Source organism: Streptomyces sp. JW3, assembly GCF_052216785.1.
Taxonomy (GTDB): Bacteria; Actinomycetota; Actinomycetes; order Streptomycetales; family Streptomycetaceae; genus Streptomyces.
Genome location: NZ_JBQOUX010000115.1, coordinates 1 through 25869, shown reverse-complemented (window position 1 = coordinate 25869; position 25869 = coordinate 1). Strand labels below are relative to the sequence as shown.

Sequence of the window (25869 nt, the reverse complement as noted above, 5' to 3'; positions counted from 1 at the left end):
GGTCGAGGGCGCCCTCGACCGCCGGGGCGGGGGCGTCGTCGCCGGCCGGCGGCACGTGCAGGAACGTACCGGCGGCGGTGCGCAGCCGGACCCGGTCCACGCCCTCCGCGAACTCCACGTGCTCCGCGCCGAACCGCTCGTAGAGGCCCTCCAGCGGGGTGGAGCGGTGGATGAGGGTGCCGCTGTACCAGTCGAGCTTGCACTCGTCGGCGAGGAGGCCGACCACGGCGAGGCGGGTGCCGGGGGCCAGCGGCAGCAGTCCGCGCTCGTTCTTCAGCAGCACGACCGCCTGTTCGGCCGCCTCCTGGGCGAGCGCCCGGTGCTCCGGGGTGTCGAAGGCGCCCGGCTCCTCGTAGCCGTCGAACTCGCCGAGCCGGAACCGCACCGACAGCTGCCGGCGCACCGCCGTGTCGATGTCGTCCTCGGTCAGCAGCCCCCGCTCCAGCGCGCCGCGCACCCGGGCGGTGATCGGGGCCGAGTCGGTGCCGTGGTCGGTGAAGCTGTCGACGCCGGCCCTCAGCGCGGCGGCCGTCGCCTCCTCGTGGGTGTCGAAGTAGTGCTCGGAGTCGACCAGGTTGGAGGGCGCGCCCGCGTCCGAGCAGACCAGCAGGTCCTCCTCCGTCCAGGCGCGCAGATGCTCGGCCAGGTACGGGGAAACGTGGTTGGGGCGGCCGTTGACCAGGTTGTACGCCGGCATCACACCGGCCACCGCGCCCGCCTCGACCGTCTCCCGGAAGGCCCGCAGGTCGTACTCGTGCAGGACGCGGGGGCGGACCGAGGAGGACGCGGTGTCGCGGTCGGTCTCGTTGTTGTGCGCCAGCCAGTGCTTGAGCACCGGGGCGGTGCGCCAGTAGGTCGGATGACTGCCGCGCAGGCCGCGGGTGTAGGCGGTGGCGATCGCCGAGGTCAGCTTCGGGTCCTCGGAGTAGCCCTCCTCGCCCCGGCCCCACAGGGGGTGGCGCAGCAGGTTGACGGTCGGGGACCAGACGTTGAGGCCGACCCGGTCGTCGCGGGCGCGCATCGCCCGGACCTCGGCGGAGACGGCCTCGCCGACCCGGCGCACCAGGTCCTCGTGCCAGGTCGCGCCGAGCCCCACGGCCTGCGGGAACACCGTCGCCGGGCCCATCCAGGCGACGCCGTGCAGCGCCTCCTGGCCAGTGCGGAACGGGGCGACGCCCAGGCGCTCGACGCCCGGCGTGAACTGGTGCAGAAATCCGATCTTCTCGTCGAGCGTGAGCCGCGACAGCAGGTCGTCGACGCGCTCCGCGACCGGTGCGGCGGGGTCGCGGAACGGCGGTGCGGGCGGCGTGGGTGCGGTCACGTGGGATTCCCCTTGCGATGTGCGGCGATGCTGCGACGTGCGGTTTCGAGACGGTTTCGAAGCGCTTCGATGCTCAGTCGGCGAAGGCCGGGTGTCAAGACACGGGACAGCACTGGGTGCACTCGCGCGGCCCTCCCCGCCGTAGCCGTACGGGACGGACAGCCCGCACACACCTCCGAGGAATCTTGGAAACGACTCTTGTGCCCACCCTCGTGTTCACTTAACCTCGCTGCAACATCGAAGCGCTTCGACGGTGAGGGCCCCGAGGGCCGCCTCCCGTCCCGCCCGTTCCACCGCAGCCGACGGCCACCACCGGGTGTCCTGGTGCGCCATGAAGGGTTGACGCAATGACGCCGAACGCCGCCTCCGCCGCCTCCGCGCCGAGCCGGAGAAGTTTCCTCGCCTCCTCGGCACTCGCCGCCGCAGCGGTGGCCGGCGGGATGCCGCTGCTCACCGCCTGCGGCGGCACGGACAGCGGGTCGCGGGAGGGCACCACGTCGGGCAAGGACGCCAAGAAGCTGCTGCCGGCGTATGTGGCCAGCAATGTGGTGACGCCGGACATTCCGTCGAAGAACGGTTCCTCGCTGGGTTTCACCAGCAAGCTGGACCTGGCCGGTCTGAAGACGTCGGTGCCGAAGAAGCTCGGCAAGGGCGGCAAGGTGACGATCATGTCGCCGTTCTGGGGCTCCCCGCCCAAGGCGGACAACGCCTACTACACGGCGATGAACGACCTGATCGGTGTCGACGTCGTCTGGCAGAACCAGGACGGCAACACCTACGACGAGAAGCTCGGCGCGGTCCTCGCCTCCAGCGACGTACCCGACGTGGTGGTGGTCCCCGGCTGGAACATGGGCGGCAAGATACCCAGCGCCATCATCAGCAAGTTCGCCGACCTCGGCCCCTACCTCGCCGGCGACGCGGTCAAGGACTACCCGAACCTCGCCGCGATCCCCACCGACGCCTGGCGGCGCGCGATCTTCGGCGGCGCGCTGCGCGGCCTGCCCATGCCGGCCTCGTACGTCGTGAACATCGCCCCGCTCTACCGCAAGGACCTCTTCGACAAGGAGGGGTACGAAGTCCCCGCCTCCGCGCAGGAGTTCCTGGACCTGGCCAAGGACATCACCAACGCCAAGGCCAAGCGCTGGGCCTGCCTGGACATGAAGTGGACCGCGTTCAACGCCTTCGGGGTGCTGCCCGGCGACGAGAAGCCGCTGGGCTGGAACCTGATCGACGGCAGGATGACCTTCCGCGGCGAGACCGACGAGTACCTGGAAGCGCTGGAGTGGTCCCGCAAGCTGTGGGCGGCCGGCGTGGTCCACCCCGACGTGGACAGCATGAGCGACGCCGGCCCCACCTTCGCCGCCGGTGAGGTCCTGATCTACAACCAGGACATCTCGCAGTGGTACAGCCGCAACGCCGAGCAGGCCGGGCAGAAGAACGGCTTCGAGTGCGGGGCGATGGACATCTTCGGGTACGAGGGCGGCGACCCCGTGCTGTGGGCCCGCCAGCCGGCCGGCATCTTCGCCTTCGTCAACAAGAACGCCTCCGAGTCGGTGATCAAGGACGTGCTGGCGGTCGCCAACGTCACGGCGGCGCCGTACGGCACCAAGGAGCACATGCTCACCAACTACGGCGTCGAGGGCACCCACTACACGGTCGAGGGCGGCCTGCCGGTCAAGAACGACAAGGGCAACAGCGAGGTGCTCAACGCCTACGTGATGGTCGCGAGCCCCGCCTCCACCATCGCCCACCCGGACCTGCCCGAGGTGGCCCGCGGCCAGGTCGAGTGGCAGCAGCGGATGGGCGCCTTCACCAAGAAGTCCTCCTTCTACGGCATGCAGATCACCGAGCCGTCCCGGTACACCAACCTCTCCAACGACTTCGAGCAGCTGGAGGACGACATCGTCCGCGGCCGCAAGAAGGTCAGCGACATGCAGCAGGCGGTCTCCGACTGGAAGAGCAAGGGCGGCGACAAGCTCCGCGACTGGTACAAGAAGCTGCTGGACGAAAACGGCACGGCGGCGAGCTGACCGGCGCGGGCGAGGCGAGGAGAACGGCCGTGTCGAACAGCACGGTGCCTCGGAGCAGGACCGAGGCCGTGAAGAAGTCCCCGGCGGAGCCCGACGGCGCCCCCGGACCCGAGCAGCCCCCCTCCGGGAAGCTGAGTTGGCGCCTGCGTTTCAGACGCGACCGCGTTCTGGTGCTGATGACCCTGCCGGCCGTACTGCTCCTGCTGGTCTTCAACTACCTGCCGATCCTCGGCAACGTCGTCGCCTTCCAGGACTACGACCCGTACCTCAGCGACAACGGCATCGTCTCCATGCTGAACAGCCCCTGGGCCGGGCTGGACAACTTCGAGCGGATCTTCGCGGACTCCGCGTTCTGGAACTCCGTACAGAACACCCTGCTGCTGTTCATCCTCCAGCTCGTGCTGTACTTCCCGGTCCCGATCCTGCTGGCGCTGCTCATCAACAGTGTGATCCGGCCCCGGGTGCGGGCGTTCGCTCAGGCCGTGCTGTACCTGCCGCACTTCTTCTCCTGGGTGCTGGTCATCGCCGTCTTCCAGCAGCTGTTCGGCGGCGCCGGCCTCCTCTCCCAGGTGCTGCGGCAGCACGGGTACGACGGGCTCGACATGATGCGGGACCCGGACACCTTCGCGCTGCTGGTCACCGGGCAGAGCGTGTGGAAGGACGCCGGCTGGGGGATCATCGTCTTCCTCGCCGCGCTCGCCTCGGTCAGCCCCGACCTGTACGAGGCCGCCGCGATGGACGGCGCGGGCCGCTGGCGCCGCATGTGGCACGTCACGCTGCCCGCGCTGCGCCCGGTGATCGCCCTGCTGCTGGTGCTGCGGGTCGGCGACGCGCTCACCGTCGGCTTCGAACAGATCCTGCTGCAACGCGATGCCGTGGGACCGGGCGCGGCGGAGGTGCTGGACACCTTCGTGTGGTGGAACGGCGTCCGCAACCAGGACTTCGGCTACGCGGCCGCCGCCGGTCTGATCAAGGGCGTGGTCAGCCTCGGCCTGGTCCTCGCCGCGAACAAGGTGGCCCATCTGATGGGCGAGCAGGGGGTGTACAAGAAGTGACCGCCGTCATGGACAAGACCGTCCGGCAGCGCTGGGCGGCCCCGCCCCGGCCGGTGTGGGAGGAGAAGCCCTCACCGGCCGGCCTGGCCGGCAAGGGCCTGGTGCTGGCCCTGGCCTGCCTGGCCATCCTCTTCCCGCTGTGGATCGTCATCGTCACCAGCCTGTCGTCCAGGAAGACCATCGACGAGGCCGGCGGTCTGGTGATGGTCCCCAAGGACCTCACCTTCGTCGCCTACCAGGAACTCCTCAGCGGCGGCCAGGTGACCCGGGCCGCGCTGGTCAGCGTGGGCATCACGCTCGTCGGCACGCTGTTCTCCATGTCGGTGTCGGTACTGTGCGCCTACGGCCTGTCCCGCACCGGCTCCTTCGGCCACCGCTGGATCCTGATGCTCCTGCTGGCCACCATGTTCTTCAGCGCCGGCCTCATCCCCACCTACCTCCTGGTCCAGTCCCTCGGCCTGACCGACACCTACCTCGCGCTGATCCTGCCGAGCGCGATCAGCGTCTTCAACATCCTGGTGCTGCGCGGCTTCTTCACGGGCATCTCGCAGGAGCTGATCGACAGCGCCCGCATCGACGGCGCCGGCGACTTCCGCATCCTGTGGCAGATCGTGATGCCGCTGTCCCGCGCGGTGCTGGCCGTCATCACGCTGTTCTACGCGGTCGGCTACTGGAGCGCCTGGTTCAACGCGTCCCTGTACCTGAACGACCAGGACATGATGCCGCTCCAGAACGTCATGATCCAGCTCGTGCAGAAGCAGGAGGCGCCGGTCGGCCTCGGCCAGGCCATCAAGACCGGCGAGCTGTCCGGACTGGCCGTGCAGATGGCCGTGATGGTGATGGCGCTGCTGCCGGTCGCCGTCCTCTCGCCCTTCGTCCAGCGGCACTTCAAAAAGGGCATGCTGACCGGGGCGGTGAAGGGGTGAGCCGCCCGGACCTCGCCACGCCCACCCTCGCCACGGTCACCCGGGGCCGCGTCCTGTTCGGCGGTGACTACAACCCCGAGCAGTGGCCCGAGGAGACCTGGCAGGACGACGTACGCCTCATGCGGGAGGCCGGCGTCAACACCGTCACCGTCGGCGTCTTCTCCTGGGCCCGGCTCGAACCGAGCCCGGGGGAGTACGACTTCGGCTGGCTGGACCGGGTGCTGGACCTGCTGCACGCGCACGGCGTCGGCGTGGTCCTCGCCACCCCGACCGCCGCGCCCCCGCCCTGGCTCGGCCGGCTGCACCCGGACACCCTGCCGGTCGACGAGGACGGCACCACCGAGCACTGGGGCGGCCGCCAGCACTTCTCGCACTCCAGCGCCACCTACCGCCGCCGCGCCGCCGCCGTCACCGAGGCGCTGGCCGCCCGTTACGCGAGCCACCCGGCGCTCACGATGTGGCACATCAACAACGAGTACTGCACCTACGACCACGGCGACGAGGCCGCCGCCCGCTTCCGCGCCTGGCTGCGGCAGCGCTACGGCACCCTGGACGCCCTCAACACCGCCTGGGGCACCGCCTTCTGGAGCCAGCGCTACGGCGACTGGGCGGAGATCCTGCCGGCCCGCCGCACCCACTACCTCCAGAACCCCGCCCAGGTCCTCGACTTCCGGCGCTTCACCTCCGACATGCTCCTGGAGTGCTACACCGCCGAGCGCGACATCGTCCGCCGGCACACCCCGCACCTGCCGGTCACCACCAACTTCATGCCGCTGTTCTTCGGGCAGGACGGCTGGCGCTGGGCCGAGGAGGAGGACGTCGTCTCCGTCGACCTCTACCCCGACCCGGGCGACCCGCACGGCGCGCAGGAGGGCGCGCTGATCCAGGACCTCACCCGGTCCCAGGCCGGCGGCGCCCCCTGGATGGTCATGGAGCAGGCGACCGGCGCGGTCGGCTGGCGGGACGTGGACCGGCCCAAGCCGCGCGGCCTGAACCGGCTCTGGTCGCTCCAGGCGGTGGCCCGCGGCGCGGACGCCGTCTGCTACTTCCAGTGGCGGCAGTCCCGGCAGGGCGCCGAGAAGTTCCACTCCGCGATGGTCGGCCACGCGGGCCCGGACGGCCGCGCCTTCCAGGAGGTCAAGCGACTCGGCGCCGACCTCGCCACGATCGCCCCGCACGTCACCGGCAGCCGGGTCACCGCCGACGCCGCCGTGCTGCACGACTGGCACTCCTGGTGGGCCGGCACCCAGCGGGCCCGCCCCTTCGAGCGCGCCGACCTGCCCGTGGTCCTGCGCGCCTGGCACCGCGCCCTGTGGGAGGCCCACCTCACCACCGACCTCGCCCACCCCGAGCACGACCTGTCCCGCTACCGGCTGGTCGTCGTCCCGCAGCTCTACCTCCTCACGGACGCCGCGATCGACAACCTCGTCCGGTACGTGCACGGCGGCGGCACCCTGGTCTGCGGCTTCCTCACCGGCATCGCCGACCAGGACGACCGGGTCCGCCCCGGCGCCATGGACGCCCGCCTGCGCGCCCTGTTCGGCATCCGCACCCTGCACGAGTGGTGGCCGCTGGCCGAGGGCGAGACCGCCGGCTGCGACGGCTTCACCGGCACCCTGTGGTCGGAGGAACTGGAACCCGACGGCACCGCCGACGAGACGGTCCTCTACAAGGGCGGCGAACTGGACGGCCGGCCCGCCGTCCTGAACAAGGGCCGGGCCTGGTACGTCTCCACCCTCCCCGAGCCCGAGGCGCTGCGCGGCCTGCTCGCGGGCATCGCCGCCGACGCCGGGGTCCGCCCGCCGCTGGACCGCGTCCCGCCGGGCGTCGAGGCGGTCCGCCGCGGCGACCTGCTGTTCCTGCTCCACCACGGCCGCGAGCCGGTCACCGTCGAGGTCCCCGGCACCCACCGCGACCTGCTGACCGGCGAGACGGTCACCGACCGCGCCGAGCTGGGCCGCTACGGCGTACGGGTACTGGCCGCGCCATGACCGCCGGATACTCCGCCCCCGTCCACGCCACCTGGGAGCCCGCCCCCGCCGCCCGCTGGGAGGACGCCTTCCTCACCGGCAACGGCCACCACGGCGCCCTGGTGTTCGGCGACCCGCACGACGACCGGGTGATCGTCACCCACCACACCCTGGTCCGCCCGAACGGCGGCGAACACGCCCGCCCCCCGGAGCTGGCCGCCGCCCTGCCCGCGCTGCGCGAGCGGCTGCTGGCCGGGGACGTCACCGCCGCCGAGGAGTTCACCGACGGCCGCCCGCTGCAATGGGTGCAGCCGTTCCACCCGGCCTTCCAGCTCCGCCTGCGCCGCCCCCCGGACGCCGCTCACCCCCACCCCTACCGCCGTACCGTCGACTTCGCCACCGGCGAGACCACCGCCACCGCCGGCGGCTGGACCAGCCGGGTCTTCGTCTCCCGCGCCGACGACGTGCTCGTCCAGCAGGTCACCGCCCCGCTGCTCACCCTCGACCTGGCCCTGGACCACCGGCTGCCCGGCGCGCCCGCCGGGCTCGGCGTCGGCCACGGCGCGGTCCGCACCCCCGAGGGCGCCGTCCTGAGCCTGCGCGCCCGCTACCCGGACAGCGACCGCGCCTGCACCGGCGTCACCGTCGCCGCGGTCACCGGCGGCAGCACCGCCCTCGTCCCGCCGGGCCTGCGCGTCGAACGCGCGACCTCGCTGCTGCTCCTGACCCGGGTGCACCGGCACCCGGGGGAGTGGGACGTGCACGCCGAGTCCCGGACCCTGCGCGACCTGCTGGCCGGGCACACCTACGAGGACCTCCTCGACCGCCACCTGCACCGGCACCGCACCGCCTACCACCGGGTCGGCCTCGACCTCGCCGCCGACCCGGCCGAGCGCGCCCTGCCCGGCTCGCAACTGCTGCGCCGCCCCGGCAGCCCGGCCCTCCTGGAGCGCCTCTTCGCCGCCGGCCGCTACCACCAGCTCTCCGCCTCCGGGCTGTTGCCGCCCCGCCTCACCGGCCTGTGGACCGGCGACTGGGACACCGCCTGGTCCGGCGCGTTCACCACCAACGCCAACCTCAACCTCCAGACCGCCGCGGCCGCCGCTGCCGCGCTGCCCGAGGTCACCGAGGCCCACGCCGCCCTGGTCCACCGGCAACGGGAGCACTGGCGGGAGAACGCCCGCGCGGTCTTCGGCACCCGGGGCATGGTCGCCCCCGCGCACACCGACGGCGAGAACGGGCACGCGTACCACTTCAGCCGCGAGTACCCGCTGCACCTGTGGACGGCCGGCGCCGACTGGCTGCTCAAACCCCTGGTCGACCACGACGAGACACACGGCACCCGCGACCCGCGCACCGCCGAGGCACTCGCCGAAGTCGCCCTGTTCTACGAGGACTTCCTCACCGAGGCCGCGGACGGCCGCCTGACGATGGTCCCCTCCTACTCGCCGGAGAACCGCCCGGCGAACGCGAGCTGGGGCACGGTCGACGCGGCCATGGACCTCTCCGCCGCCCGGCACGCCCTGCTGACCGCCGCCGCCTACCACCCCGAGCACGCCGCCCGCTGGCGGGCGCTGGCCGACCGGCTGCCGCCGCACCGGATCAACGCCGACGGCGCCCTGGCCGAATGGGCCCGCCCCGGCCTCGACGACACCTACGACCACCGCCACCTCAGCCACCTCTACGGCGTCTGGCCACTGGACGAGATCACCCCGTACGACACCCCGGAACTGGCCGCCGCCGCGCACCGCGCGCTCGCCCTGCGCGGCGCCGAGAACGACTCGGCCCACGGCCATCTGCACCACGCCCTGGTCGCCGCCCGGCTGCGGGACGGCGCCCGGGTCGCGCACGCCCTCGGCGCGGTGCTGGCGGGCGACTACTTCCACGCCTCCCTGATGAGCTCCCACTATCCGCACCGCGACGTCTACAACGCCGACGCCGCGCACACCCTGCCCGCCGTGCTCATCGAGATGCTGGTGCAGTCCACCCCCGGACGCCTGGTGCTGCTGCCCGCCCTGCCCGCCGCGCTCCCGGCGGGCGAACTGCGCGGCGTCCGCACCCGGTTCGGCGCCGCCCTCGACCTCACCTGGACCCCCGAGGGCGCCACCGCCGCCCTCCGCCCCGACCGCACCGTACGCGTCGAACTGAGGACTTCCACCGGCACCGAGCCGCTCGACCTCACCGCCGGCGAAGACCGCGTCCTCCACCTGGAGGCCCGGTAGACACGCGACCCCCCCCACCCATGGAAGGGACGACCATGGCACTACGCAGCATCCCCCGCGGACTCCCCACGGCCCTGCTGGCCCCCGCGCTCGCCCTCGGCGCCACCGTCGGCCTGGCCGCCGCCCCCGCCGAGGCCGCCGTCTGGAACTCCTGCGACCAGTGGGGCAACACCACCCTGAACGGCTACACCCTCTACAACAACATCTGGGGCTCCGGCGCCGGCAGCCAGTGCGTCTGGGCCAACTCCGGCACCAACTGGGGCGTGTGGGCCGACCACCCGAACACCGGCGGCATCAAGTCGTACCCGAACAGCAAAAAGGTGATCAACAAGCCGATCACCTCGCTGACCTCGCTCAGCAGCAGCTACAACGTCACGGTCCCGGCGTCCGGCGCGTACAACACCTCGTACGACATCTGGGACACCGACTACGACTACGAGATCATGCTCTGGGTCAACTACAACGGCGCCGTCGGTCCGCTCGGCACCTCGCAGGGGTCCGTCACCCTCGGCGGCCACACCTGGAACGTCTACAAGGGCAACAACGGCGCCAACGAGGTGTACTCGTTCCTGCGCACCTCCGACTCCACCGCCGGGACCGTGAACATCCTCCCGGTGCTGAAGTGGATCAAGGACACCAAGGGCTGGATGGGCGACGAGACCATCGGCGACGTGCAGTTCGGCTACGAGATCACCTCGTCGGCCGGCGGCCTCGACTTCACCACCAACAACCTGACGGTCAGCGGCGGTTGACCTGTCACCTCGGATCGGGGGCCGGCCCGGTGCTGGCCCGCACCGTCAGCTCCGGCGGGAGCAGCACGACCTCGTCGTTGCCGCGCCCGCCGAGCTTGGCGATCAGCTGCTCCACGGCGTGCCGGCCCATCTCCTGGGCGGGCACCGCCACCGACGTCAGCCGCACCGACGCCTGCGCGGCGACCTGCTCGGGGCAGACCGCCACCACCGACACGTCCTCGGGCACCGCCCGGCCCTGCTGCCGCAGCAGGGCCAGCAGCGGCTCGACCGCCGCCTCGTTCTGCACCACGAACCCGGTGGTGCCGGGCCGTTCGTCGAAGATCCGGGACAGGGTCAGCGCCATCGCGTCGTACCCGCCCTCGCACGGCCGGTGCAGCAGCCGCAGCCCCAGCTCCCGGGCCCGCGCCCGCAGCCCGTCCAGGGTGCGTTCGGCGAACCCGGTATGCCGCTCGTACACCGCCGGCGCCTCGCCTATGACGGCGATGTCCCGATGGCCCAGCGAGGCCAGATGCTCCACGCACAGCGCGCCGGTGGCCCGGAAGTCGAGGTCCACACAGGTCAGCCCGGAGGTGTCGGCGGGCAGCCCGATCAGCACCGACGGCTGATGGGTGGCGCGCAGCAACGGCAGCCGTTCGTCGTCGAGTTCGACGTCCATGACGATCATCGCCTCGGCCAGCCCGCTGCCGGTGACCCGGCGCACCGCGTCCGGGCCCTCCTCGCCGGTGAGCAGCAGCACGTCGTAGCCGTGGGCGCGGGCGGCGGTGGCCACCGCGATGGCGATCTCCATCATCACCGGTACGTACATGTCGGTGCGCAGCGGGATCATCAGCGCGACGATGTGCGACCGGCTGCTGGCCAGCGCGCGGGCCCCGGCGTTGGGGTGGTACCCCAGCTGCCGGATGCTCTCCTCGACCCGCTGCCGGGTGGTGGTGGAGATGGACCGCTTGCCGCTGAGGACATAGCTCACCGTGCTCGCCGACACTCCGGCGTGCTGGGCGACCTCGGCAAGGGTGACCATCCGGCTCTCCAAGGGGTGTGAAGCGCTTCGACAGGCGCACGTGACGGGCGGTAGTGGGATGAGGGTGGCTCGACAGTAGTCCCAGCGGAGATGGGTGTCCATACTCCGGCGAAGCGCAGTCGAAGCGCTTCGACACGCCCGCTCTCCCTCGGCCGAACGGCCGCACGAAGGGTGGCCGGGACGCCCGGGATCGGGTACCAACGATCGGGTAGCACCGATGAGTAACGTACATCCCCTGTTCGTACCGATACGCGGCGAGGTGACCCTCATGTCCGCACCAACCACCCCCTCCTCCCGGCCCACCGTCACCGAACGCGAGGCCCGCCGGGTCGCCGAGGCGGCCCGCGACCAGGACTGGCGCAAACCCAGCTTCGCCAAGGAACTGTTCCTCGGCCGCCTCCGCCTCGACCTCATCCACCCGCACCCGCTCCCGGACGCCGAGGCGAGCCGCCGCGGCGAGGAGTTCCTCGCCAGGCTGCGCGACTTCTGCGAGACGCGGATCGACGGCGCCGGCATCGAACGCGACGCCCGCATCCCGGACGAGGTGATCGCCGGGCTGAAGGAACTCGGCGCCTTCGGCATGAAGATCGACACCAAGTACGGCGGCCTGGGCCTGACCCAGGTGTACTACAACAAGGCGCTCGCCCTGGTGGGTTCCGCGAACGCCGCGATCGGCGCGCTGCTCTCCGCCCACCAGTCGATCGGCGTACCACAGCCGGTCAAGCAGTTCGGCAGCGAGGAGCAGAAGGAACGGTTCCTGCCGCGCTGCGCCCGCACCGACATCTCCGCCTTCCTGCTGACCGAGCCGGACGTCGGCTCCGACCCGGCCCGGCTCGCCACCACCGCCGTACCGGACGGGGAGGGGTACGTCCTGGACGGCGTGAAGCTGTGGACCACCAACGGCGTCGTCGCCGACCTGCTCGTCGTCATGGCCCGGGTGCCGAAGTCGGAGGGACACCGCGGCGGCATCACGGCGTTCGTCGTCGAGACCGCGACCGAAGGCGTCACCGTGGAAAGCCGCAACGCCTTCATGGGCCTGCGCGGCCTGGAGAACGGCGTCACCCGCTTCCACCGGGTCCGGGTCCCGGCGGCCAACCGGATCGGCCCCGAGGGCGCCGGCCTCAAGATCGCCCTCACCACCCTCAACACCGGCCGCCTCTCGCTGCCCGCGATGTGCGTCGGCGCCGGCAAGTGGTGCCTAAAGATCGCCCGCGAGTGGTCGGCGGTGCGTGAGCAGTGGGGCAGGCCGGTCGCGCTGCACGAGGCGGTCGGCGCGAAGATCTCCTTCATCGCCGCCACCACCTTCGCCCTGGAAGCCGTCCTCGACCTGTCCTCCCAGATGGCCGACGAGGACCGCAACGACATCCGCATCGAGGCCGCTCTCGCCAAGCTCTACGGCTCCGAGATGGCCTGTCTGATGGCCGACGAACTGGTCCAGATCCGCGGCGGCCGGGGCTTCGAGACGGCCGCCTCCCTCGCCGCCCGCGGCGAACGCGCCGTCCCCGCCGAACAGGTCCTGCGCGACCTGCGCATCAACCGCATCTTCGAGGGCTCCACCGAGATCATGCACCTGCTGATCGCGCGCGAGGCGGTCGACGCCCACCTGTCGGTGGCCGGCGACCTGATCGACCCGGACAAGTCCCTCACGGACAAGGCGAAGGCGGGCGCGAACGCCGGTGTCTTCTACGCCAAGTGGCTGCCCAAGCTGGTCGCCGGTCCCGGCCAACTCCCGGGAAAGTACCGCGAATTCAAACACGAGGTCGATCTCTCGGTCCACCTGCGCTACGTCGAGCGCACCGCCCGCAAACTCGCCCGCTCCACCTTCTACGCCATGTCCCGCTGGCAGGGCCGGATGGAGACCAAGCAGGGCTTCCTCGGCCGGATCGTCGACATCGGCGCCGAACTGTTCGCCATGAGCGCCGCCTGCGTCCGCGCCGAGCTGCTCCGCTCCCGCGGCGAGCACGGCCGCGAGGCGTACCAGCTCGCCGACGTCTTCTGCCGCCAGGCCCGCATCCGGGCCGAGGAACTCTTCGGCCGGCTGTGGACCAACACCGACGACCTCGACCGCAAGGTGGTCGAGGGCGTCCTGTCCGGCACCTATGAGTGGCTGGAGCACGGCGTCGTCGACCCGTCCGGCGACGGCCCGTGGATCGCCGACGCGACACCGGGGCCGAGCACGAAGGCGAACGTGCACCGTCCCATCAGGTGAGACGTCTCCCGGGCGGGCGGCGCGCCCCCCGCCCGGGGGGACGCACTGTCCTGCTCGCCGCCGGTTGCGGCAACAATGGGGGGATGACCGACAGCCCTGCCCCCCTCGCCGACCCGCACCTCGTCTACGACCCCGTGGCGACAGACGGCCCGAAGGACATCGTCATCCTCGGCTCCACCGGGTCGATCGGGACCCAGGCCATCGATCTCGTGCTGCGCAACCCGGACCGCTTCCGGGTCACCGCCCTGTCCGCCAACGGCGGCCGGGTCGCCCTCCTCGCCGAGCAGGCGTACCGCCTCAAGGTCCGCACCGTCGCGGTGGCCCGCGAGGACGTCGTACCGGCGCTGCGCGAGGCCCTGCGGGCGCAGTACGGGACGGGGGAGCCGCTGCCCGAGATCCTCGCCGGACCGGACGCGGCCACCGAGGCCGCCGCCGCCGACTGCCACACCGTCCTGAACGGCATCACCGGTTCCATCGGACTCGCCCCCACCCTGGCCGCCCTGGAGGCGGGCCGCACCCTCGCGCTCGCCAACAAGGAGTCGCTCATCGTCGGCGGCCCGCTGGTCAAGGCGCTCGCCAAGCCCGGACAGATCATCCCGGTCGACTCCGAGCACGCCGCCCTCTTCCAGGCGGTCGCCGCCGGCACCCGCGCCGACGTCCGCAAGCTGGTCGTCACCGCCTCCGGCGGCCCGTTCCGGGGACGGACGAAGGAACAGCTCGCCGCCGTCACCGACGAGGACGCCCTCGCCCACCCCACCTGGGCGATGGGCCCGGTGATCACCATCAACTCCGCGACCCTGGTCAACAAGGGCCTGGAGGTCATCGAGGCGCACCTCCTCTACGACATCCCCTTCGACCGCATCGAGGTCGTCGTCCACCCCCAGTCCTACGTCCATTCGATGGTGGAGTTCACGGACGGCTCGACGCTGGCCCAGGCGACGCCGCCCGACATGCGCGGCCCCATCGCCATCGGCCTCGGCTGGCCCGAACGCGTTCCCGACGCCGCCCCCGCCTTCGACTGGACCAAGGCGTCCACCTGGGAGTTCTTCCCCCTCGACAACGAGGCGTTTCCCTCGGTGAACCTGGCCCGCCGGGTCGGAGAGCTCGCGGGCACCGCCCCCGCGGTGTTCAATGCCGCCAACGAGGAGTGCGTCGAGGCGTTCCGCGCCGGCACGCTGCCCTACCTGGGCATCATGGAGACCGTCACGCGGGTGGTCGACGAACACGACGCCCCGTCGACAACGCTGACGGGAACTTCCCTGACCCTCGCGGACGTCCTCGAAGCGGAGACCTGGGCACGCACCCGAGCCCGGGAACTGGCGGCACAGACGGCGGAGGCCCGTGCATGACGACCCTGATGTTCATCCTCGGCATAGTCGTCTTCGCCGTGGGCCTGCTCTTCTCGATCGCCTGGCACGAGCTGGGCCACCTGTCCTGGGCCAAGCTGTTCGGCATCCGGGTGCCGCAGTACATGGTCGGCTTCGGCCCGACGATCTTCTCCCGCAAGAAGGGCGAGACCGAGTACGGGATCAAGGCCATCCCGTTCGGCGGCTACATCCGCATGATCGGCATGTTCCCGCCCGGCCCCGACGGCAGGCTGGAGGCCCGCTCCACCTCACCGTGGCGCGGCATGATCGAGGACGCCCGCTCGGCCGCCTTCGAGGAGCTCCGGCCCGGCGACGACAAACGCCTCTTCTACACCCGCAAGCCGTGGAAACGGGTCATCGTCATGTTCGGCGGCCCGTTCATGAACCTGGTCCTCGCGGTGGCGCTGTTCCTCATCGTCCTGATGGGCTTCGGCATCTCCCAGCAGACCACCACCGTCAGCTCGGTCTCCCAGTGCGTCATCGCCCAGACCGAGAACCGCGACAAGTGCACCGACGCCGACGCGCCCTCCCCGGCCGCCGCGGCCGGCCTCAAGGCCGGCGACAGAATCGTCTCCTTCGACGGCGTACGCACCGACGAGTGGGAGAAGCTCTCCGACCTGATCCGCGCCAACCCCGGCAAGGACGTCCCGGTGGTCGTCGAGCGGGACGGCAGGGACATCACCCTGCACGCCGAGATCGCCACCAACAAGGTCGCCAAGAAGGACGGCAGCGGCGGCTACGTCCAGGGCGAGTACGTCACCGCCGGCTTCCTCGGCTTCAGCGCCGCCACCGGCATCGTCAAGCAGGACTTCGGCGACTCCGTGGTCTGGATGGGCGACCGGATCGGCGACGCCGTCGACTCGCTCGCCGCCCTGCCCAGCAAGATCCCGGCCCTGTGGGACGCCGCCTTCGGCGACGGACCGCGCGAACCCGACTCCCCGATGGGCGTGGTCGGCGCCGCCCGGGTCGGCGGCGAGATCTTCACCCTGGACATCCCGCCCACCCAGCAGCTCGCCATGGCCGTGATGCTGGTGGCCGGCTTCAACCTCTCGCTCTTCCTGTTCAACATGCTCCCGCTGCTCCCGCTGGACGGCGGGCACATCGCGGGCGCCCTGTGGGAAGCGCTGCGCCGCAACGTGGCGAAGGTGCTGCGCCGCCCCGACCCCGGACCGTTCGACGTGGCGAAGCTCATGCCGGTGGCCTACGTGGTGGCGGGCGTCTTCGTCTGCTTCACCCTGCTGGTCCTGGTCGCCGACGTGGTGAACCCGGTGAAAATCTCCTAGCCACCCACCATTCACGACGGCCCGGCACACTTGTGCCGGGCCGCCTCCCTTCGAGTGCGTTTACGGCGACGGAATGTGCCCGGCGCACACCCGGTGCCGTAATCTCGAATGATCGGAGCCCGCCGCTGACGGGACCGGGCCTTGATCCACGACTTGGGGTTGCACAGCAGATGACTGCGATTTCTCTCGGCATGCCGTCCGTTCCGACCAGGCTCGCCGAACGCCGGAAGAGCCGGCAGATCCAGGTCGGCTCGGTGGCCGTGGGCGGCGACGCCCCCGTGTCGGTGCAGTCGATGACCACCACCCGCACCTCCGACATCGGCGCCACCCTCCAGCAGATCGCCGAGCTGACCGCCTCCGGCTGCCAGATCGTCCGGGTGGCCTGCCCCACCCAGGACGACGCCGACGCGCTCCCGGTCATCGCCCGCAAGTCGCAGATCCCGGTCATCGCCGACATCCACTTCCAGCCCAAGTACGTCTTCGCCGCCATCGAGGCGGGCTGCGCCGCGGTCCGGGTCAACCCCGGCAACATCAAGCAGTTCGACGACAAGGTCAAGGAGATCGCCCAGGCCGCCAAGGACCACGGCACCCCGATCCGGATCGGCGTGAACGCGGGCTCGCTGGACCGCCGGCTGCTCCAGAAGTACGGCAGGGCGACCCCCGAGGCGCTGGCCGAGTCCGCGCTGTGGGAGGCGTCGCTCTTCGAGGAGCACGGCTTCCGGGACATCAAGATCTCCGTCAAGCACAACGACCCGGTCGTCATGGTCGAGGCGTACCGCCAGCTCGCCGCCCAGTGCGACTACCCGCTGCACCTCGGCGTCACCGAGGCCGGCCCCGCCTTCCAGGGCACCATCAAGTCGGCCGTCGCCTTCGGCGCGCTGCTCTCCCAGGGCATCGGTGACACCATCCGGGTCTCCCTGTCCGCCCCGCCGGTCGAGGAGGTCAAGGTCGGCAACCAGATCCTGGAGTCGCTCAACCTGCGCCAGCGCGGCCTGGAGATCGTCTCCTGCCCGTCCTGCGGCCGCGCCCAGGTCGACGTCTACAAGCTGGCCGAAGAGGTCACCGCCGGCCTCACCGGCATGGAGGTCCCGCTCCGCGTCGCCGTCATGGGCTGCGTCGTCAACGGCCCCGGCGAGGCCCGCGAGGCCGACCTCGGCGTCGCCTCCGGCAACGGCAAGGGCCAGATCTTCGTCAAGGGCGAGGTCATCAAGACCGTCCCCGAGTCCAAGATCGTCGAGACCCTCATCGAGGAGGCCATGAAGCTGGCCGAACAGATGGAGGCGGACGGCGTGGCGTCCGGGGAGCCGTCTGTGGCGGTCGCGGGCTGAGTCTTTTCGGTGCCCTCTCGGCGGGGTCGGCATCCCAGCCCGTCCGGCGTTTGAGGACGAGGCCCGTTCAGGGCCGACAGCGGGGGTCCGGGGGCGGCAGCCCCCGGAGACGGCACGGCAGCCGACGACCACCGGCAAGGCAACGGCAACGACAACGCGGGGCGACGCCACCAAGCCTCCGCAGGTACAGTGCGGAGATCAGCAGACCCCAGGGTGAGGCCCCGCACGTGTTGACGCAGACCACCTCCCGGGTCCTCGAACCGAGCGACCTGAACGCCGCGCTCGCCGTCCTCGACCGCGAGCCGGTCACGAACGCCTTCGTGACCTCCCGGGTGCAGGTCGCCGGCCTCGACCCGTGGCGGCTCGGCGGCGAGATGTGGGGCTGGTACGAGGACGGCATGCTGACCTCCCTGTGCTACGCGGGCGCCAACCTGGTCCCCATCTGCGCCACCCCGCGCGCCGTGCGCGCCTTCGCCGACCGCGCCCGCCGGGCCGGCCGCCGCTGCTCCTCCATCGTCGGCCCCGCCGAGGCCACCACCCAGCTGTGGCGGCTGCTCGAACCCAGCTGGGGCCCGGCCCGCGAGGTACGGCGCCGCCAGCCGCTCATGGTCACCGACCGGATGCCCGCCGACATCGCCCCCGACCCGCACGTCCGCCGGGTCCGAAAGGACGAGATGGACGCGATCATGCCGGCCTGCGTGGCGATGTTCACCGAAGAGGTCGGCATCTCCCCGCTGGCCGGCGACGGCGGCCTCCTCTACCAGGCCCGGGTCGCCGAACTCGTCGGCGCCGGCCGCTCCTTCGCCCGCTTCGGTGCCGACGGCCGGGTCGTCTTCAAGGCCGAGATCGGCGCCGCCACCGACCGGGCCTGCCAGATCCAGGGCGTCTGGGTCGCCCCCGAACACCGCGGCAAGGGCCTCGCCGCCCCCGGCATGGCCGCGGTCCTGCGCCACGCCCTCACCGACATCGCCCCCACGGCCAGCCTCTACGTCAACGACTTCAACACGGCGGCCAGACGGACGTACCGCAGGGTGGGCTTCCAGGAGGTCGGCGCGTTCATGAGCGTCCTGTTCTGAAACGCGTCCCGGCACCCCCTGTAGGCTCCCCGCATGGACGTAGTGATCGGCCCCCTGGACCTCGCCGCCCACGTCGACGAGGCCCTGGCCGTCCAAGCCGCCGCCTTCGGACTCGGCCCCGACGAGGTCGCCGTCCGCCGCCAGATCGTCCTGCGCCACATGACCCACCCGGGCGCCCGCGCCCTCGGCGCCAGCACCCCCGCCGGACACCTGGCCGGCTTCGTCTACGGCATGCCCAACGACCGCGCCCACTGGTGGTCCACGATCGTCGAGCCCTACCTCCGCGCCCAGGGCACCGACGCCTGGCTGGACGACTCCTTCGTCATCACCGAGCTGCACGTGCACCCCGCCCACCAGAACCTCGGCGTGGGCCGCGCCCTGATCACCACCATCACCGACGGCGCCGCCGAGCCCCGCTCGATCCTCTCCGCGATCGACACCGACAGCCCCGCCCGCGGCCTGTACCGCTCCCTCGGCTACCAGGACCTGGCCCGCCAGGTCCTCTTCCCCAGCGCCCCCAAGCCGTACGCCGTGATGGGCGCCCCCCTCCCGCTGCTGCGGCGATGAGGCGTTAACCGATTTCCGCCACCCGCGACCGCCCGGCTAACCTCGTTCGTCATCACCCTTACTTCGCAGGAGACACGAGAACCATGGCGAACGCACCGGTCCAGCGCATGTCGAAGTTGTTGGCGAAGACGCTGCGCGACGACCCGGCCGACGCCGAGGTCCTCAGCCACAAGCTGCTGGTCCGGGCCGGCTACGTCCGCCGCACCGCCGCCGGCCTGTGGAGCTGGCTGCCGCTCGGCAAGAAGGTGCTCGCCAACGTGGAGCGCATCGTGCGCGAGGAGATGGACGCCATCGGCGCCCAGGAGGTGACCCTCCCCGCCCTGCTGCCCCGCGAGCCCTACGAGGCGACCGGCCGCTGGCAGGAGTACGGCCCCGAGCTGTTCCGCCTCCAGGACCGCAAGGGCGGCGACTATCTGCTCGGCCCCACCCACGAGGAGATCTTCACCCTGCTGGTGAAGGACCAGGCGTCCTCCTACAAGGACCTGCCCGTGATCCTCTACCAGATCGCCAACAAGTACCGCGACGAGGCCCGCCCCCGGGCCGGCATCCTGCGCGGCCGCGAGTTCCTGATGAAGGACTCCTACTCCTTCGACACCGCCGACGAGGGCCTCGCCGAGGCGTACGCCCTGCACCGCGCCGCCTACCAGCGGATCTTCGAGCGCCTCGGCCTGGACTACCGGATCTGCGCGGCGACCGCCGGCGCGATGGGCGGCTCCAAGTCGGAGGAGTTCCTGGCCCCCGCCGAGGCCGGCGAGGACACCTTCGCGGACTGTCCGAACTGCGACTACGCGGCCAACACCGAGGCGATCACGTACGAGCTGAAGCCGGTCGACGGCTCGGCCGTGCCCGCCCTCGAAGAGATCCCCACCCCCGACACCCCCACCATCGAGACCCTCGCCGCCTCGCTCGGCGTGCCGGCCTCCGCCACCCTGAAGAACCTGCTGGTCAAGGTGGACGGCGAGATCGTCGCCGTGGGCGTGCCCGGCGACCGCGAGGTCGACCTCGACAAGGTGGAGGCGCACTTCGCGCCCGCGGCCGTCGAACTGGTCACCGCCGAGGACTTCGTCGGCCGCCCCGACCTGGTCCGCGGCTACGTCGGCCCGCAGGGCCTGGGCGAGAAGGTCACCTACCTCGCCGACCCGCGGGTCGCGCCCGGCACCGCGTGGATCACCGGCGCCAACAAGGAGCACACCCACGCCAGGAACGTCGTCGCGGGCCGCGACTTCGAGGTCGACGCGTACGTCGACGTCGTGGTCGTGCAGGAGGGCGACCCCTGCCCCAAGTGCGGCACCGGCCTCAAGCTGGACCGCGCCATCGAGATCGGCCACATCTTCCAGCTCGGCCGCAAGTACGCCGACGCCCTCAAGCTCGACGTCCTCGGCCAGAACGGCAAGCCGGTCCGGGTGACGATGGGCTCCTACGGCATCGGCGTCTCCCGCGCGGTGGCCGCCCTCGCCGAGCAGCACGCCGACGACAAGGGCCTGGTGTGGTCCAAGGAGGTCGCGCCGGCCGACGTGCACGTGGTCGCCGCGGGCAAGGCGGTCCAGACCGAGCTGGCCCTGGACGTCTCCGAGCAGCTCTCCGCCGCCGGGGTCCGGGTCCTGGTCGACGACCGGGCCGGGGTCTCCCCGGGCGTGAAGTTCACCGACGCCGAGCTGATCGGCGTACCGCAGATTCTGGTGGCCGGCCGCCGCTCCGCCGAGGGCGTCGTCGAACTGAAGGACCGCCGCACCGGCGAGCGCGAGGAACTCCCGGTCGAGGAAGCCATCACCCGCCTGACCGCCACGGCCTGACCGCACGCCCGGCCTGCCCGCCCCGGCCCGGCCGGGCAGGCACCGCCCGCCGTCCGGCACGCACCCTCGTCTGCTGCCCGGCGCGCCCACGGATCTGTCGTCCGGCGTGCACTCTGGTCTGTCGTCCGGTGCGCCCACGGGTTTGTCGTCCGGCGCGCACCCTGATCTGCTGCCCGGCGCGCACCTCGGCCCGCCGTCCGGCGCGCCCACGGGTCTGTCGTCCGGTGTGCGCCCACCGGTCCGCCGTCCGGCGCGCCCACCGGTCTGCCATCAACGCGACGCCCACCGGCCCCCCGGGGCCGGGCCCGCGCCGGCTGGACGATGGCTCCGTCACACCCTGCCGTGTCCCGCCCCGCCCTGCCGTGCCCTGCCCGTCCCGCTGCCGGTACCGAACCCGGCGGCGGAAACCCGCGCGGCAGCGCCGCGTCACAGCCAGCCCGCGAACTCCAGCAGCAGTTCCGCGTCCCGGGGGCGGCCCACCCGGGACGCCCGGACGCCCGACTCCACGGCCCGGAACAGGGTCCAGCCGCGCAGCCGGTCCCGGTCGACCTCCAGGGACTCCGCGAGCCGTTTGATGCGGCGGCGGACCGTCGACGCGCCGGACGGCTGGGCGATCAGGTCCTCCACCCGGTCCCGGACCAGCCGGGACAGGTCGAAGGCCGGCTCGCCCACCACCGGGTCCGGGCCCACCGCCAGCCACGGCAGCCGATCCCCGGCGAGCACCTTGCTCTGCCGGAACGTGCCGTGCAGCAGCCGCTCCTGCGGCGGCGCGGCCAGCAGCTCCTCGCGGACCGCCAGCGCCGCGTCCACCAGGGGCGCCGCCCGCGGGTCGGCCTCGGCGCCCGCGCGCATCGCCGTCGCCTGCCGCCCGGTCCGCCCGGCCACCGTCTCGAACAGGTGGTCGGCGGGCGGCGCCACCCACAGCCGCCGCAGCGTCCCCGCCGCCTCCAGCAGCGCCCGCGCCTCCGGCAGCGACCGCACCGACACCTCCGGGTGCAGCCGCTCCAGCAGCAGTACGCCCTCGGTCACGGGCGGCTCCAGCAGTCGTACGGCGCCCCGGCCGGCCCAGTGCGCCAGCGCCGCCCGCTCGCTCTCCGGCCGGGCCCGCGGCGGGGCCAGCTTCAGCACCGCGGGCGTCCCGTCGGAGGTCCGCACCAGCACCACCAGGCTGCCGCGCCCACCGGGCACCTGCACCCGCTCGACGGTCAACCCGCGTAGAGCGACGGCCCGACGAGCCGCCTCGGGCAGGCCGGCCAGCCAGGCGGCACCGTCCGGTGCCGTCTCACCGAGCGCCTTGACCAGACGCCGCGGCGGTTCGAAAGCCATGCGCGAGCCGTTCCCTTCCCGTGCGGGTGTTCCCCCTGCGTGTCACGCGGTCGGTGCCGCAGGCGCCGCCCCGGCGCCGGACCGCTCGGCGAGCCCAGGGAAGGCTACGCTCCCGCCGCGCCAGCGCACCGCGCGGACCGCCGCCTCCCGCAGCGCCTCGGCCGCCGCCTTGCGGCGGTCCCCGTCCACCGCCCGCACCAGGTCCGAGTAGACCCCGGCCACCCGCTCCTCCAGTTCCGCCGCCAGCCGCGCCGCCGCGGCCGCGTCGGGCACCGCGAAGGGCAGCGCGTACCCCGCCCGGGCGGCGACCGGCGTCGCCCCGAGGTCGCGCACCTCGCGCCCCAGCGCGTCCCGCCACGCCCGGTGCGCGTCGTACGCCGCCTGTGCCTCCGTACGCCGGTCCGCGCCCACCCGGCCGCCGACCACCCCGTAGCCGTAGACCGCCGCGTGCTCGGCGGCCAGGGCTGCCTGGACCGCCTTGAGCTGCCGCTTCTTCCCCGACTCGTCGCTCACCGGTCGCCCTTCGTCAGCAGATACACGTGCGCCGAGCCCGCCGCGGCCACCGAGGCCAGCAGCCGGGCCAGTTCGCCCGGCACCTCGCCGAGGGCCGCGAGCCGCCGGTCGGACAGCTTCCGCTCGGCGGTGGCGAGCAGGGCCAGCGCGTCCTGCTCGGCCGCCGGTACCGGGTCGGCGGCCGCCCCGTCCGGCCCCGCGGCCCGCGCCGAACCGGACGGCGAGGCGGCGGCCGACGGGGACGCCGTACCAGTCCCGCCGAACGCCGCCGCGTGCCGGACCACCTCCGCCCGCAGCGGACCGAGCCGCTCGGCCAGCGCCGGATGCGAGGCGAGCACGGCGTCGTACCGCCCGGCCAGCTCCGTACTGTCCCGAGCCGCCCGCGCGCGGGCCCGGTCGGCCGCCTCGGAGGAGGCGTCCTGACCGCCGGAATCGGCGGCACCGGTGCAGCCGGCCAGCAGCGCCGCTCCGGCGACGGTGGCAAGCAGGCTCCTTCGGCGCGGCGGGCGCGACCATGAGGGCAACGACGACACGGCAGACGTCCTCGGCAGGCTCGTACGAACAGCGGCGGGAAGGGGAGGCGGGCGCCCGGCACGGCGCGCCTTGATCACCGTACCCGGGCGGCCGCCCGGCACCACTCAGCGGCACCGCCGCACCCAGGTGGACGGCAACACCCTCCGCGACCGGATACCCTTTGACCAGACACGCGACCCATCCCACAACAGCACACGCGGCCGAGGAGTCACCCGGATGAGCACCACCCAGAGCGAGAGGCTGCGACACCTGCTGGAACCGCTGGTCGCCTCCCAGGGTCTGGATCTGGAAGAGATCGCGGTGGACTCGGTCGGACGCAAGCGTGTGCTGCGCGTCGTCGTCGACTCCGACACCGGAGCGGATCTGGACGCGATCGCCGATGTGAGCCGCGCGCTCTCGGCGAAGCTCGACGAGACCGACGCGATGGGCGAGGGGGAGTACACCCTCGAAGTGGGCACCCCGGGCGCCGAGCGCGACCTGACCGAGCACCGCCACTACGTACGCGCCGTCGACCGCCTGGTGCGGTTCCAGCTCACCGAGGGCGGCGAGCTGATCGCCCGCGTCCTCGGCGTGCGCGACGACGGACTCGACCTCGAAGTACCCGGCGTGAAGGGCCGCAAGGCCACCGCCCGGGGGCTCGGCTTCGACGAGATCGCCAAGGCGCGGGTCCAGGTCGAGTTCAACCGCAAGGACAAGCAGGACCCGCAGGACAAGCGGGACAAGAACGACATGAAGGAAGAAGAGGAGGAGGCGTAGCCGTGGACATCGACATGAGTGCCCTGCGGGGCTTGGTGCGGGAGAAGGAGATCTCCTTCGACCTGCTGGTCGAGGCGATCGAGTCGGCCCTCCTCATCGCCTACCACCGCACCGAGGGAAGCCGCCGCCACGCGCGCGTCAGGCTCGACCGGGACTCCGGTCATGTGACCGTGTGGGCGAAGGAGGACCCGGACGACCTGGAGGAGGGGCAGCAGCCGCGCGAGTTCGACGACACCCCGTCGGACTTCGGCCGGATCGCCGCCACCACCGCCAAGCAGGTCATCCTCCAGCGGCTGCGGGACGCCGAGGACGACGCCACGCTCGGCGAGTACGCCGGCCGCGAGGGCGACATCGTCACCGGTGTGGTCCAGCAGGGCCGCGACCCGAAGAACGTGCTGGTCGACATCGGCAGGCTGGAGGCCATCCTGCCGGTGCAGGAGCAGGTCCCCGGCGAGACCTACCCGCACGGCACCCGGCTGCGGTCCTACGTGGTCCGGGTGGCCAAGGGCGTGCGCGGCCCGTCCGTGACCCTCTCCCGCACCCACCCGAACCTGGTGAAGAAGCTGTTCGCGCTGGAGGTCCCGGAGATCGCCGACGGCAGTGTCGAGATCGCCGCGATCGCCCGCGAGGCCGGCCACCGCACCAAGATCGCGGTCCGCTCCACCCGTTCCGGACTCAACGCCAAGGGCGCCTGCATCGGCCCGATGGGCGGCCGGGTCCGCAACGTGATGGGCGAGCTGAACGGCGAGAAGATCGACATCGTGGACTGGTCGGACGACCCGGCCGACATGGTGGCGAACGCGCTCTCCCCGGCCCGGGTCACCAAGGTGGAGATCGTCGACATGGCGGCCCGCTCGGCCCGGGTGACGGTGCCCGACTACCAGCTGTCGCTGGCCATCGGCAAGGAGGGCCAGAACGCCCGGCTCGCCGCCCGGTTGACCGGCTGGCGCATCGACATCCGCCCGGACACCGAGCAGCCCGGGGAATAGATCCAAGCCGCCGGTGGCTGAGATCACGACAGCTTGTGGCAAGCAGCGGGTTCGATCGTTGCCCCGAAAGGGGTGAGGTCGGCGCGGGGAGGTAGACTTAGCGGTGTCTGGCCGGACGCGTGCTCGTGCATGCCCTGAACGCACCTGTGTGGGGTGCCGGGAGCGAGCGGCCAAGACCGGACTGCTGCGCACCGTGGCGGTCGGAGGCGAATGCGCCCCCGATCCACGCGGTACGCTGCCCGGCCGGGGTGCGTACGTTCACCCCACCCAGGTCTGTCTCGACCAGGCGGTACGCCGCCGGGCGTTCCCGAGGGCACTGCGCGTCCCGGGACCGCTCGACGTAAAGGCGTTGCGCCAGTACGTCGAGCAGACACAGTAAGACGTGCCGTACGGAACCCCGTGCGGCTTGGTACCTCGCGAGTCGAAAGCAGGTCGAGATTGCGATGAGCACTCGATGAGTACGCGATGAGTACGCCCATGAACTAGCGACGGTCCGGACGCAACCCGGACCTCAAAGGAGCGAAGTGGCTAAGGTCCGGGTCTACGAACTCGCCAAGGAGTTCGGTGTCGAGAGCAAGGTCGTCATGGCCAAGCTCCAGGAACTCGGTGAATTCGTCCGTTCGGCGTCTTCGACGATCGAAGCGCCTGTCGTACGCAAACTGACTGACGCCTTCCAGCAGGGCAACGGGAACGGCCGGTCCGCCGGCAAGCCCGGCGCGCCCCGCAAGGCAGCCCCCAGGCCCGCGGCGCCCTCCCCGGCGCAGTCGGCCCCCCGTCCGGGTCCGGCCGCGCCGAAGCCGGCCGCCGCGCCCAAGCCCGCGGCCGCCCAGCAGC

General features: G+C 72.1%; 22 protein-coding genes. 17 read left to right on the top strand and 5 right to left on the bottom strand.

What is annotated here, in order from left to right; translation table 11 throughout:
- A partial coding sequence (locus tag ACTT8P_RS32090) for a glycoside hydrolase family 3 protein (RefSeq protein WP_442835297.1) occupies positions 1 to 1321 on the bottom strand: 1321 nt, incomplete at its 3' end.
- A 347-nt stretch (positions 1322 to 1668) separates the two neighbouring features.
- Here ACTT8P_RS32090 and ACTT8P_RS32085 point away from each other — a divergent pair.
- Genes ACTT8P_RS32085 through ACTT8P_RS32060 form a run of 6 tightly spaced genes read left to right on the top strand, consistent with a single transcriptional unit; the run spans position 1669 to position 10276 of the window.
- Entirely contained in the window at positions 1669 to 3351 is a 1683-nt protein-coding gene (locus tag ACTT8P_RS32085) for an extracellular solute-binding protein (RefSeq protein WP_442835296.1), read from the top strand.
- 29 nt (positions 3352 to 3380) lie between these two features.
- Entirely contained in the window at positions 3381 to 4406 is a 1026-nt protein-coding gene (locus ACTT8P_RS32080) for an ABC transporter permease (protein WP_442835295.1), read from the top strand.
- Positions 4407 to 4414: 8 nt separating this feature from the next.
- Entirely contained in the window at positions 4415 to 5332 is a 918-nt protein-coding gene (locus tag ACTT8P_RS32075; protein WP_442835294.1) for a carbohydrate ABC transporter permease, read from the top strand.
- Positions 5329 to 7323, top strand: a complete 1995-nt coding sequence (locus ACTT8P_RS32070; protein WP_442835293.1) for a beta-galactosidase — start codon at positions 5329 to 5331, stop codon at positions 7321 to 7323. The genes ACTT8P_RS32075 and ACTT8P_RS32070 overlap by 4 nt, the downstream gene beginning before the upstream one ends.
- Positions 7320 to 9524, top strand: a complete 2205-nt coding sequence (locus tag ACTT8P_RS32065; RefSeq protein WP_442835292.1) for a glycosyl hydrolase family 95 catalytic domain-containing protein — start codon at positions 7320 to 7322, stop codon at positions 9522 to 9524. Before ACTT8P_RS32070 ends, ACTT8P_RS32065 begins: the two co-directional genes overlap by 4 nt.
- Positions 9525 to 9559: 35 nt before the next feature.
- Complete coding sequence (locus tag ACTT8P_RS32060; RefSeq protein ID WP_442835291.1) at positions 9560 to 10276, top strand: glycoside hydrolase family 12 protein; 717 nt, start codon at positions 9560 to 9562, stop codon at positions 10274 to 10276.
- A gap of 4 nt (positions 10277 to 10280) precedes the next feature.
- Here the strand turns inward: ACTT8P_RS32060 and ACTT8P_RS32055 are convergent, their stop codons facing one another.
- The gene (locus ACTT8P_RS32055; RefSeq protein ID WP_442835290.1) at positions 10281 to 11294 is read right to left on the bottom strand and encodes a LacI family DNA-binding transcriptional regulator; all 1014 of its coding nucleotides are present in this window, start codon (positions 11292 to 11294) and stop codon (positions 10281 to 10283) included.
- Between the two features lie 268 nt (positions 11295 to 11562).
- Here ACTT8P_RS32055 and ACTT8P_RS32050 point away from each other — a divergent pair, with 268 nt between their 5' ends.
- From ACTT8P_RS32050 to ACTT8P_RS32020, 7 genes are all read left to right on the top strand, one after another.
- Positions 11563 to 13503 (top strand): acyl-CoA dehydrogenase family protein, encoded by a 1941-nt coding sequence (locus tag ACTT8P_RS32050; RefSeq protein ID WP_442835289.1) that lies wholly within the window; start codon positions 11563 to 11565, stop codon positions 13501 to 13503.
- Positions 13504 to 13586: 83 nt separating this feature from the next.
- The gene (dxr, locus tag ACTT8P_RS32045; RefSeq protein WP_442835288.1) at positions 13587 to 14852 is read left to right on the top strand and encodes a 1-deoxy-D-xylulose-5-phosphate reductoisomerase; all 1266 of its coding nucleotides are present in this window, start codon (positions 13587 to 13589) and stop codon (positions 14850 to 14852) included.
- 8 nt (positions 14853 to 14860) lie between these two features.
- Positions 14861 to 16153 carry a M50 family metallopeptidase gene (locus ACTT8P_RS32040; protein WP_442835298.1) on the top strand — a complete coding sequence of 431 codons (1293 nt, stop codon included), beginning with the start codon at positions 14861 to 14863 and terminating at the stop codon, positions 16151 to 16153.
- Between the two features lie 170 nt (positions 16154 to 16323).
- Positions 16324 to 17481: a flavodoxin-dependent (E)-4-hydroxy-3-methylbut-2-enyl-diphosphate synthase gene (gene ispG, locus ACTT8P_RS32035; protein WP_442835287.1), complete on the top strand. Its 1158-nt coding sequence runs from the start codon at positions 16324 to 16326 to the stop codon at positions 17479 to 17481.
- A gap of 227 nt (positions 17482 to 17708) precedes the next feature.
- On the top strand, positions 17709 to 18557 hold the full coding sequence (locus ACTT8P_RS32030) for a GNAT family N-acetyltransferase (protein ID WP_442835286.1): 849 nt from the start codon (positions 17709 to 17711) through the stop codon (positions 18555 to 18557).
- A gap of 33 nt (positions 18558 to 18590) precedes the next feature.
- Positions 18591 to 19124: a GNAT family N-acetyltransferase gene (locus ACTT8P_RS32025; RefSeq protein ID WP_442835285.1), complete on the top strand. Its 534-nt coding sequence runs from the start codon at positions 18591 to 18593 to the stop codon at positions 19122 to 19124.
- Between the two features lie 83 nt (positions 19125 to 19207).
- Complete coding sequence (locus tag ACTT8P_RS32020) at positions 19208 to 20917, top strand: proline--tRNA ligase (protein ID WP_442835284.1); 1710 nt, start codon at positions 19208 to 19210, stop codon at positions 20915 to 20917.
- Between the two features lie 426 nt (positions 20918 to 21343).
- On the opposite strand, the gene ACTT8P_RS32015 is transcribed toward ACTT8P_RS32020, so the two are convergent.
- The 3 genes from ACTT8P_RS32015 to ACTT8P_RS32005 are packed head-to-tail and all read right to left on the bottom strand — an operon-like array spanning position 21344 to position 23280.
- Positions 21344 to 22243, bottom strand: coding sequence for an aminoglycoside phosphotransferase family protein (locus ACTT8P_RS32015; protein ID WP_442835283.1), 900 nt, complete (start codon positions 22241 to 22243; stop codon positions 21344 to 21346).
- Between the two features lie 42 nt (positions 22244 to 22285).
- The gene (locus tag ACTT8P_RS32010; RefSeq protein ID WP_442835282.1) at positions 22286 to 22756 is read right to left on the bottom strand and encodes a DUF4439 domain-containing protein; all 471 of its coding nucleotides are present in this window, start codon (positions 22754 to 22756) and stop codon (positions 22286 to 22288) included.
- Positions 22753 to 23280: a hypothetical protein gene (locus ACTT8P_RS32005; RefSeq protein WP_442835281.1), complete on the bottom strand. Its 528-nt coding sequence runs from the start codon at positions 23278 to 23280 to the stop codon at positions 22753 to 22755. Before ACTT8P_RS32005 ends, ACTT8P_RS32010 begins: the two co-directional genes overlap by 4 nt.
- A gap of 226 nt (positions 23281 to 23506) precedes the next feature.
- Here ACTT8P_RS32005 and rimP point away from each other — a divergent pair, with 226 nt between their 5' ends.
- From rimP to ACTT8P_RS31985, 4 genes are all read left to right on the top strand, one after another.
- On the top strand, positions 23507 to 24046 hold the full coding sequence (gene rimP, locus ACTT8P_RS32000; RefSeq protein WP_442835280.1) for a ribosome maturation factor RimP: 540 nt from the start codon (positions 23507 to 23509) through the stop codon (positions 24044 to 24046).
- 2 nt (positions 24047 to 24048) lie between these two features.
- Positions 24049 to 25035: a transcription termination factor NusA gene (gene nusA / locus ACTT8P_RS31995; RefSeq protein ID WP_442835279.1), complete on the top strand. Its 987-nt coding sequence runs from the start codon at positions 24049 to 24051 to the stop codon at positions 25033 to 25035.
- 103 nt (positions 25036 to 25138) lie between these two features.
- Entirely contained in the window at positions 25139 to 25414 is a 276-nt protein-coding gene (locus ACTT8P_RS31990) for a YlxR family protein (RefSeq protein ID WP_442835278.1), read from the top strand.
- Positions 25415 to 25559: 145 nt separating this feature from the next.
- Positions 25560 to 25869: translation initiation factor IF-2 N-terminal domain-containing protein (locus tag ACTT8P_RS31985; RefSeq protein WP_442835277.1), on the top strand; the 310-nt coding region annotated here is incomplete at its 3' end.